Annotated in this window: 10 protein-coding genes and 1 pseudogene; all 11 read left to right on the top strand. The window is 69.8% G+C overall.

Going from position 1 to position 9,519, the window contains the following annotated elements:
* Nucleotides 1–850 (top strand): FtsW/RodA/SpoVE family cell cycle protein (locus VKG81_RS09770; protein ID WP_324395729.1); only part of this gene is annotated, 850 nt, incomplete at its 5' end.
* The gene (gene murG / locus VKG81_RS09765) at nt 783–2,057 is read left to right on the top strand and encodes an undecaprenyldiphospho-muramoylpentapeptide beta-N-acetylglucosaminyltransferase (protein ID WP_414685213.1); all 1,275 of its coding nucleotides are present in this window, start codon (nt 783–785) and stop codon (nt 2,055–2,057) included. The genes VKG81_RS09770 and murG, both read left to right, overlap by 68 nt.
* A gap of 38 nt (nt 2,058–2,095) precedes the next feature.
* Nucleotides 2,096–3,514, top strand: coding sequence for a UDP-N-acetylmuramate--L-alanine ligase (gene murC / locus VKG81_RS09760; protein WP_414685214.1), 1,419 nt, complete (start codon nt 2,096–2,098; stop codon nt 3,512–3,514).
* Entirely contained in the window at nt 3,511–4,422 is a 912-nt protein-coding gene (locus VKG81_RS09755; protein ID WP_324395726.1) for a cell division protein FtsQ/DivIB, read from the top strand. The genes murC and VKG81_RS09755 overlap by 4 nt, the downstream gene beginning before the upstream one ends.
* A gap of 198 nt (nt 4,423–4,620) precedes the next feature.
* Nucleotides 4,621–5,754 (top strand): cell division protein FtsZ, encoded by a 1,134-nt coding sequence (ftsZ, locus tag VKG81_RS09750; RefSeq protein ID WP_324395725.1) that lies wholly within the window; start codon nt 4,621–4,623, stop codon nt 5,752–5,754.
* Between the two features lie 12 nt (nt 5,755–5,766).
* A complete protein-coding gene (gene pgeF, locus VKG81_RS09745; protein WP_324395724.1) occupies nt 5,767–6,480 on the top strand; it encodes a peptidoglycan editing factor PgeF in 714 nt (237 codons plus the stop codon).
* A gap of 25 nt (nt 6,481–6,505) precedes the next feature.
* On the top strand, nt 6,506–7,240 hold the full coding sequence (locus tag VKG81_RS09740) for a YggS family pyridoxal phosphate-dependent enzyme (RefSeq protein WP_324395723.1): 735 nt from the start codon (nt 6,506–6,508) through the stop codon (nt 7,238–7,240).
* Between the two features lie 63 nt (nt 7,241–7,303).
* On the top strand, nt 7,304–7,951 hold the full coding sequence (locus VKG81_RS09735) for a cell division protein SepF (RefSeq protein WP_324395722.1): 648 nt from the start codon (nt 7,304–7,306) through the stop codon (nt 7,949–7,951).
* Between the two features lie 87 nt (nt 7,952–8,038).
* Complete coding sequence (locus VKG81_RS09730) at nt 8,039–8,329, top strand: YggT family protein (protein ID WP_324395721.1); 291 nt, start codon at nt 8,039–8,041, stop codon at nt 8,327–8,329.
* 175 nt (nt 8,330–8,504) lie between these two features.
* Nucleotides 8,505–9,314, top strand: a complete 810-nt coding sequence (locus tag VKG81_RS09725) for a DivIVA domain-containing protein (RefSeq protein WP_324395720.1) — start codon at nt 8,505–8,507, stop codon at nt 9,312–9,314.
* Nucleotides 9,315–9,358: 44 nt separating this feature from the next.
* A pseudogene (locus VKG81_RS09720) lies at nt 9,359–9,519 on the top strand (DUF308 domain-containing protein); the annotation flags it as partial.

Here is a 9,519-nt window from a genome sequence, read left to right as displayed (position 1 = left end):
CGCCGTGACCGCGGCGGCCATCCTCGCGGTGTCCGAGGGTTACCGCTCCGACCGGGTGCGGTCGTGGCTGAATCCGGGCGCCGACCCGCAGGACTCCGGCTATCAGGCCCGGCAGGCCAAATTCGCGCTGGCCAACGGCGGCATCTTCGGCGACGGCCTCGGGCAGGGCACCGCCAAATGGAACTACCTGCCCAACGCCCACAACGACTTCATCTTCGCGATCATCGGCGAGGAGCTCGGGTTCGTCGGCGCGTTCGGCCTGCTTTGCCTGTTCGGTCTGTTCGCCTACACGGGCATGCGGGTGGCCCGCCGGTCCGCCGACCCGTTCCTGCGCCTGCTCACCGCCACCACCACGCTGTGGGTGCTGGGCCAGGCGTTCATCAACGTGGGCTACGTGGTCGGGTTGCTGCCCATCACCGGCCTGCAGTTGCCGCTGATATCCGCTGGCGGAACAGCAACTGCCACAACGCTTTTGATGATCGGCATGATTGCCAACGCAGCGCGTCACGAGCCCGAGGCGGTGGCTGCGCTGCGGGCCGGCCGCGAGGACCGGGTCAACCGCCTGCTACGGCTGCCACTGCCGGAGCCGTATTCGCCCCCCCGCACCGAGGTGCTGCGCGACCGGCTTCGCTCGCGGCCTCCTGCGCCGAAGCCACCCGGGAAACCACCGAAGAAGCCTTCCAAGAAGCCCCAGCGCAAGACCGCGCACGTTCCGCCGGCCAAAACCCCGGTGCCCGCGAAGTCGGCGCTGCGGTCAGGGCAAAATAGAGTCGGCCGGCCCCATGGCGGCCGGCGTCGTACCGCTTCCGGCGCGGGCGGACGTACACGTGTTCTGGAAGGTAGGCGATGAGCCGCGAAGAGCAGAGGGCGCACTACGGGTGAACAGGGCGATATCCGTGGTCCTCGCTGGTGGCGGCACGGCCGGCCATGTGGAGCCCGCGATGGCTGTGGCTGACGCGCTCAGGGCGCTCGACCCGGATGTCCGGATCACCGCGTTGGGGACCGCACGGGGGCTCGAGACGCGCCTGGTTCCCGAACGCGGATATGACCTCGAGTTGATCACACCGGTTCCGCTGCCCCGCAAGCCGACCGGTGACCTCGTCCGGCTCCCGCTGCGGGTGCGGCGAGCGGTGAGACAAACCCGCGCCGTGCTCGACGACGTCGCCGCCGACGTCGTCGTCGGGTTCGGCGGCTATGTCGCACTGCCCGCCTACATCGCGGCCCGGGGCGGACCGCTGCGGCGGCGAGTGCCGGTGGTGGTCCACGAGGCCAACGCCAGCGCCGGAATCGCGAACCGGGTGGGCGCCCGGTCGGCGCGGCGGATCCTTTCGGCGGTGCCCGATCCCGGCCTGCCGCGCGCCGAGGTCGTCGGTGTGCCGGTCCGCTCGGCGATCACCACGCTGGACCGGATGGCGGTGCGCGCGCAGGCTCGCGCGCACTTCGGCTTCTCCGACGACGCGCTCGTGCTGCTGGTGTTCGGCGGGTCGCAGGGCGCCCAGGCGATCAACCGGGCCGTTGCGCCCGCCGCGAAAGCCCTTGCGGTCGCAGGCATTTCGGTGCTGCATGCGCACGGCCCGAAGAACACGCTCGACCTGCGCGAGCCGGCCGACGGCGACCCGCCGTACGTGGCGGTGCCGTATCTGAACCGGATGGACCTGGCCTACGCCGCCGCCGACCTGGCGATCTGCCGCTCGGGGGCGATGACGGTCGCCGAGGTGTCGGCGGTCGGCCTGCCCGCGGTGTATGTGCCACTGCCGATCGGCAACGGCGAGCAGCGGCTCAACGCATTGCCGGTGGTCAACGCGGGCGGCGGCCTGCTGGTCGACGACAAGGACCTGACACCGGCCTTCGTTGCCGACGCGGTGATCGGCCTGCTCACCGACGCACCGCGGCTGGCGGCGATGACGGCGGCCGCGGCATCGGCCGGGCACCGCGACGCGGCGCAGCGGGTCGCCAGGGTGGCGTTGGACGTCGCGCGCGAAGCGCGGGAGGACCGGCTCACCAGGAGATCGTGGGCCGCGCTGGAGGTGGCGCGCCGGTCGCGGAGCGTACGGTGACCCCGCGGCCGCTGCCCGCCGACCTCGAGCGGGTGCACATGGTCGGCATCGGTGGGGCCGGCATGTCCGGGATCGCCCGGATCCTGCTCGATCGCGGCGCGCTGGTGTCCGGCTCGGATGCCAAGGAGTCGCGCGGGGTGCTGGCGCTGCGCGCCAGGGGCGCGGTGATCCGGATCGGTCACGACCCGTCGTCGCTGGATCTGTTGCCGGGCGGCGCGACGAGCGTGATCACCACCCATGCCGCGATCCCGAGGACCAACCCCGAACTGGTCGAGGCGCGGCGCCGCGGCGTTCCGATCGTGCTCCGGCCCGCGGTGCTGGCCAAGCTGATGGCGGGCTACCGCACGGTGATGGTCACCGGCACCCACGGCAAGACGTCGACAACGTCGATGCTGATCGTGGCGCTGCAGCACTGCGGGCTTGACCCGTCGTTCGCGGTCGGCGGCGAGCTGGGCGAAGCCGGCACCAACGCCCACCACGGCAGCGGTGACTGCTTCGTTGCCGAGGCCGACGAAAGCGACGGCTCGCTGCTCGAATACGCACCCGACGTCGCGGTCGTCACCAACATCGAGGTCGACCACCTGGACTTCTTCGGCAGCCCGCGGGCCTACACCGCGGTGTTCGACGAGTTCGCCGACCGGCTGGCGCCCGGCGGCTCGCTGGTGGTCTGCGTCGACGACCCCGGCGCCGCCGGTCTGGCCGAACGCGCCGCCTCCCGCGGCGTGCGTGTGCTGCGCTACGGGGGTAACGAGCCCGACGTCGACGGCGTGCTGCTGAGCTGGGAGCAGCAGGGCACCGGCGCGGTGGCGCACCTGCAACTGGCCGGCGAATCGCTGCCGCGGGTGATGCGGCTCGCGGTGCCGGGGCGGCACATGGCGCTCAACGCGCTCGGCGCGCTGCTGGCCGCGGTGCAGGCGGGGGCCGAACCCGAGTGTGTGCTCGATGGGCTTGCGGGTTTCGAAGGGGTTCGGCGGCGCTTCGAGCTGGTCGGTGTCGCCGACTCGGTGCGGGTTTTCGATGACTACGCTCATCACCCGACCGAGCTGCGCGCCACCCTCGCGGCGGTGCGCACGGTACTCGAGCAGTCCGGCGGCGGCCGCGCGATCGCGGTGTTCCAGCCGCATTTATATTCGCGCACAGAGGCTTTCGCACAAGAGTTCGGCCACGCCCTCGACGCGGCAGACGAGGTGTTCGTGCTCGACGTCTACGGCGCCCGCGAACAGCCGCTCGCGGGGGTCAGCGGGGCCACCGTCGCCGAGCACGTCGGCTCGCCGGTGCACTATGTGCCTGACTTCTCTGCGGTGGCCGACCGGGTGGCCGACGCTGCCGCGCCCGGCGACGTCGTGATCACGATGGGCGCAGGCGACGTCACCATGCTCGGCAAGGAGATCCTGAACTCCCTGCAGATCAAGGCCAACCGCAGCGCACCGGGCCGCTCGGGGGTGGTGCGGCGATGACAGAACCCGCGGGTGGCGAGGTCGAGGCGCCGGACGCCGAGCCGCGGGCCGCCTCCGAGGCGGAGGTCCCTCCCGCGTCCGAAGGACCGGCAGATTTCGAGGGCCCGCGGCGGCGCGCCCGCCGCGAACGGGAGGAGCGCCGCGCCGCCCAGGCGCGTGCCCGCGCAATCGAAGAGGCCCGCCGTGAGGCCAAGCGCAGGCTGACCGGGGCCCCCGGAGCGCCGAAAGCCGCTGTGCGAGGGGCTGTTCGGGGCCTCAAGGTGCTCACCTGGGCGGTGCTGCTTTCCGTCGCGGGTGTCGGCCTGGGCCTGGTGCTGTACTTCACCCCGGTGATGTCGGTGCGCAACATCGTCATCGACGGTATCCAGGCGCTCAGCCGCGACGAGGTCGTGGCCGCGGTCGCGGTGCGCCCCGGCACACCGCTGCTGCAGGTTGACACCGGCAAGGTGGCCGACCGGGTCGCGACGATACGGCGCGTGGCCAGTGTGCGGGTGCAGCGCGACTACCCGTCGTCGCTGCGGGTCACGGTGGTCGAGCGGATCCCGATCGCGGTCAAGGACTACCCGGACGGGCCGCACCTGTTCGACCGCGACGGCGTCGACTTCGCGACAGCGCCGCCGCCTCCCGGGCTGCCGTACATCGACGTCGACAACCCAGGGCCCGGTGACCCTCCGACGAAGGCGGCGCTGCAGGTGCTCACCGCGCTGCGCCCGGAGGTCGCCGGACAGGTCGGCCGGGTCGCGGCCCCCTCGGTGTCCTCGATCACGCTGACGCTGACCGACGGCCGTGTCGTGGTGTGGGGGACGACGGACCGCACCGACGAAAAGGCCGATAAGCTGGCGGCGCTGCTGACCCAGCCCGGGCACACCTACGACGTGTCGAGCCCGGATTTGCCGACGGTCAAGTAGCAGTGCGGCGCGGACTGCCCGAAAAAACGGCGCGAAATTACTGACGTACACGTCGGCGCGCCTGCATGGATACCACGCGGGGCCGCCATACCGTTCTGGTTGCGCGCAACTACTTGACATAACTCTAAGCCTCTGGTTGAGGTTGAGACTTTGCCGAGAGGTTGGGTACCAGACGACAGCCACGGAGGAAGGCGACCGATGACCCCCCCGCACAACTACCTCGCCGTCATCAAAGTCGTCGGCATCGGCGGTGGCGGCGTGAACGCCGTCAACCGGATGATCGAACACGGGCTCAAGGGCGTGGAGTTCATCGCCATCAACACCGACGCCCAGGCGCTGCTGATGAGCGATGCCGACGTCAAGCTGGATGTCGGCCGCGAGTCCACCCGCGGGCTGGGCGCCGGCGCCGACCCCGAGGTCGGGCGCAAGGCGGCCGAGGACGCGAAGGACGAGATCGAGGAACTGCTCCGCGGCGCCGACATGGTCTTCGTCACCGCGGGTGAGGGCGGCGGCACCGGCACCGGTGGCGCGCCGGTGGTGGCCAGCATCGCGCGCAAGCTGGGCGCGCTGACCGTCGGCGTGGTCACGCGGCCGTTCTCGTTCGAAGGCAAGCGGCGCAGCACGCAGGCCGAGACCGGCATCACCGGGCTGCGGGAGAGCTGCGACACCTTGATCGTGATCCCCAACGACCGGCTGCTGCAGATGGGCGACGCGCACGTGTCGCTGATGGACGCGTTCCGCAGCGCCGACGAGGTCCTGCTCAACGGTGTGCAGGGCATCACCGACCTGATCACCACACCCGGCCTGATCAACGTCGACTTCGCCGACGTCAAGGGCATCATGTCCGGTGCAGGCACGGCGCTGATGGGCATCGGCGCGGCCCGCGGCGATGGCCGGTCGCTGAAGGCCGCCGAGATCGCCATCAACTCACCGCTGCTGGAGGCCTCGATGGAAGGTGCCCAGGGGGTGCTGATGTCGATCGCCGGCGGCAGCGATCTGGGCCTGTTCGAGATCAACGAGGCGGCCTCGCTGGTGCAGGAGGCGGCTCACCCCGAAGCGAACATCATTTTCGGCACCGTTATCGACGATTCGCTGGGCGACGAGGTCCGGGTGACGGTGATCGCGGCCGGATTCGACGCGGGCAGCCCGAGCCGCAAGCCGGTCGTCGGGGCGGGCGCACGGGTGGCGGCGGGCCGGGCAGGCCAGCTGACCTCGACGCTGTTCGAGCCGGTCGAGGCGGCCACCGTGCCGGGGCACACCAACGGCGCGACGGTGCGCATCGGCGGCGATGATGACGACGACGTCGATGTGCCCCCGTTCATGCGCCACTAGATACTGGGCTGCGTGACGGTTCGCATCCGCCGAGTGACGACCACCCGGGCCGGCGGCGTGTCGGCGCCCCCCTACGACACGTTCAACCTCGGTGACCACGTCGGCGACGACCCGCAAGCCGTCGCCGCCAATCGCAAACGCCTCGCGGCGGCGATCGGCCTCCACGAGGATCGCCTGATCTGGATGAACCAGGTGCACGGCGACCGGGTCGCCGTGGTCGAGGGGCCTCGCGACACCCCGGTCGATGACAGCGACGCGTTGGTGACGACCACTCCGCGGCTGGCGCTTGCGGTGATCACCGCCGACTGTGTTCCGGTGCTGATGGCCGACGCCCGCGCCGGCGTGGTCGCGGCCGTCCACGCCGGCAGGGTCGGCGCGCACCGCGGGGTGGTGGCGCGGACGGTGGCGGCCATGCTGGCCGCGGGCGCGCACGTCGAGGACGTCTCGGTGCTGCTCGGCCCGGCGGTGAGCGGCCCCAACTATGAAGTGCCCGACGAGATGGCCGCCGAGGTCGAGGCGGCACTGCCCGGCAGCCGCACCACCAGCGTGCGTGGCACGACTGCGCTGGACCTGCGGGCCGGAATCGCCCGCCAGCTCAGGGATTTGGGCATCAATGCCATCGATGCCGACCCGCGCTGCACCGTCGCCGACCCCACATTGTTCAGCCACCGTCGCGACGCTCCGACCGGCCGGTTGGCGTCGTTGGTGTGGATGGAGCCGCCGTGAGCGCTCGCGCGAAGAGCGGAAGAAGATGACACCCAGAGAAGAACAATTAGCCGACCGGTTGAAAGCGGTGCGAAAGCGCCTCGATGACGCCGCGGCGGCCGCAGGCCGCAAAAGCAGCGAAATCGAGCTGCTGCCGATCACGAAATTCTTTCCGGCGACCGATGTCGCGATTTTGTCGCGACTGGGCTGCCGGTCGTTCGGCGAAAACCGCGAACAAGAAGCGGCGCCCAAGGTGCGGGAAGTGGCCGCGCTCGTCGATACCCCGGTGCGCTGGCACATGGTCGGCCAGATTCAGCGCAACAAGGCCCATTCCCTGGCGCGATGGGCCTATGCCGCGCACTCGGTGAGCAGCGAGCGGGTCGTCGCGGCGCTCGATCGCGCGGCGGCAGCGGCGCTGCAATCCGGCGACCGCGCCGAGCCGCTGCGGGTGTATGTGCAGATCAGCCTCGACGGGGACGTGTCGCGCGGCGGCGTCGACATCGGCAGCCCGGAGCTGGTGGACAAGGTGTGCGCCCAGGTCGACGCCGCAGCCGGGCTGACATTGGTTGGGCTGATGGGCATTCCGCCGCTCGACAGCGACCCCGGCGAGGCGTTCGCGGGGTTGCAGGCCGAGCACCGGCGGGTGCTACAGGCCCATCCGCACGCGACGGGGTTGTCGGCAGGCATGTCGGCGGACCTGGAGGCCGCCGTAAAACACGGGTCCACCTGTGTGCGTGTCGGTACCGCGCTGTTGGGGCCGAGACCGCTAACGTCACCTTGAGTAGTCACTCCTGTCACATCTTCATCAAGCCCGCAAGCCACCAGCGTCCGGAAGGGTCATTCGATGAGCACGCTGCACAAGGTCAAGGCCTACTTCGGCATGGCGCCGATGGAGGATTACGACGACGAGTACTACGACGACGACGACCGCGGCCCGGGCCGCTATTCGCGCCGTCCGCACGCTGACCGCTTCGGCGACGACTACGGCCGCGGCTATGACGGTCGCGACTACGACGACCGCGACGACGACCGCGACTACCCGTCCGGGCTCCGCGGCGGGTATGGCGACGAGCCGCGGTTCGATGGCAGATTGAGGGGTCCGCGCGATTTCGAGCGGCACTCGTCGCGATTCGGCTCCCTGCGCGGCTCCACCCGCGGCGCGCTCGCCATGGATCCGCGCCGGATGGCGATGCTGTTCGAGGAGGGCAGCCCGCTGTCGAAGATCACCACGCTGCGGCCCAAGGACTACGGCGAGGCCCGCACGATCGGCGAGCGCTTCCGCGACGGCACCCCGGTGATCATGGATCTGGTCTCGATGGACAACGCCGACGCGAAGCGTCTGGTGGATTTCGCGGCGGGCCTGGCGTTCGCACTGCGCGGCTCGTTCGACAAGGTCGCGACCAAGGTGTTCCTGCTCTCGCCCGCCGACATCGACGTCACCGCCGAGGAGCGCCGCCGCATCGCCGAGGCCGGCTTTTACGCCTACCAGTAACTCACCGATGAGTCGGTAGGCTGGCGGTCGCTGTACTGCCGCCACGGCAGCACACGATTGTCGTCAAAGTCACACAGTGAGGGTCAGTTGCGGCTGTTCTTCGAAATCCTCGGTTTCGCGCTTTTCATTTTCTGGCTGCTGCTGATCGCCCGCGTAGTGGTCGAGTTCATCCGCTCGTTCAGCCGCGACTGGCGCCCGCGCGGGTTCACGGTGGTCATCCTGGAGATCATCCTGACCGTCACCGACCCGCCGGTTAAACTGCTGCGGCGCATCATTCCGCAGCTCACCGTGGGGGCCATCCGCTTCGACCTGTCGATCATGGTGTTGCTGCTCGTCGCGTTCATCGGCATGCAGCTGGCGTTCAACGCGGCCGCCTGAAAGTGGCCCCGCGAGAAGTGCGAAGTCGACCGCAGAAGATTGAAATAACTTCTTAATTATTGGCCACTCCTGCAACCGGCGGTTCAGATGTGACAGGATGGACGCCAGTTACTGCACGGCTAGGGTTTACACTTCGAGGTCAGCCTCGACCGTCAAGACTTTGAGGGGGCAGACAATGCCGCTAACACCCGCAGACGTACACAACGTCGCGTTCAGTAAGCCACCAATTGGCAAGCGGGGTTATAACGAAGACGAGGTTGACGCCTTCCTCGATCTCGTCGAGGGCGAGCTTACTCGGCTGATCGAGGAAAACTCGGACCTGCGCCAGCGCGTCAACGAACTCGACCAGGAAGTCGCTGCGGCCCGCTCCGGCGCCGGAGCTACGCAGGCGATGCCGATCTACACACCCGAGCCCGAGCCCGAGCCGGCCCCGCCGCCCCAGCCCGTGTACGAGGCGCCGCCCGCACCGGCCGGCCCTTCCGACGAGGAGCACCACGTCAGGGCCGCCCGGGTGCTCGCCCTGGCGCAGGACACCGCCGACCGGTTGACCGGCACGGCCAGGGCCGAGGCCGACAAGCTCCTCTCGGACGCCCGCGCCAACGCCGACCAGATCCTGTCCGAAGCGCGGCACACGGCCGAGACCACCGTCGCCGAAGCCCGCCAGCGCGCCGACGCGATGCTCGGGGACGCGCAGGTGCGCTCCGAGACCCAGCTGCGGCAGGCACAGGAGAAGGCCGACGCGCTGCAGGCCGACGCGGAACGCAAGCACTCCGAGATCATGGGCACCATCAACCAGCAGCGCACCGTGCTGGAAGGACGCCTCGAACAGCTCCGCACCTTCGAGCGCGAATACCGCACCCGGCTCAAGACCTACCTGGAATCGCAGCTCGAAGAGCTGGGGCAGCGTGGGTCCGCCGCGCCTGTCGATTCCAGCGCGAACAGCGACAGCGCGGCGTTCAATCAGTTCAATCGGGGTCACAACTAGCCGCACCCCGATTTCCAGCGCCCCTTCGGCGAAGGGAGTGATCGATGCTGATCGTCGCACTGGTGATGGCCGTGATCGGCCTCGCCGCGCTGGTGACCGCGGTGGTCACCAGCAATGAAGTCATCGCCTGGGTCTGCATCGTCGCCAGTGTCATCGGCGTGGTGCTGCTGATCGTCGACGCGGTGCGCGAACGGCAACGCAGCGA

The organism is Mycobacterium sp., from assembly GCF_035314905.1.
GTDB lineage: Bacteria > Actinomycetota > Actinomycetes > Mycobacteriales > Mycobacteriaceae > Mycobacterium.
This window is presented reverse-complemented; position numbering and strand designations above follow the sequence as displayed.

Excerpts from the sequence above, each read along its gene's own strand:
- murG (WP_414685213.1), top strand. The coding sequence starts at position 783 with ATGGCGGCCGGCGTCGTACCGCTTCCGGCGCGGGCGGACGTACACGTG.
- murC (WP_414685214.1), top strand. The coding sequence starts at position 2,096 with ATGGTCGGCATCGGTGGGGCCGGCATGTCCGGGATCGCCCGGATCCTG.
- VKG81_RS09755 (WP_324395726.1), top strand. The coding sequence starts at position 3,511 with ATGACAGAACCCGCGGGTGGCGAGGTCGAGGCGCCGGACGCCGAGCCG.
- ftsZ (WP_324395725.1), top strand. The coding sequence starts at position 4,621 with ATGACCCCCCCGCACAACTACCTCGCCGTCATCAAAGTCGTCGGCATC.
- VKG81_RS09740 (WP_324395723.1), top strand. The coding sequence starts at position 6,506 with ATGACACCCAGAGAAGAACAATTAGCCGACCGGTTGAAAGCGGTGCGA.
- VKG81_RS09735 (WP_324395722.1), top strand. The coding sequence starts at position 7,304 with ATGAGCACGCTGCACAAGGTCAAGGCCTACTTCGGCATGGCGCCGATG.
- VKG81_RS09725 (WP_324395720.1), top strand. The coding sequence starts at position 8,505 with ATGCCGCTAACACCCGCAGACGTACACAACGTCGCGTTCAGTAAGCCA.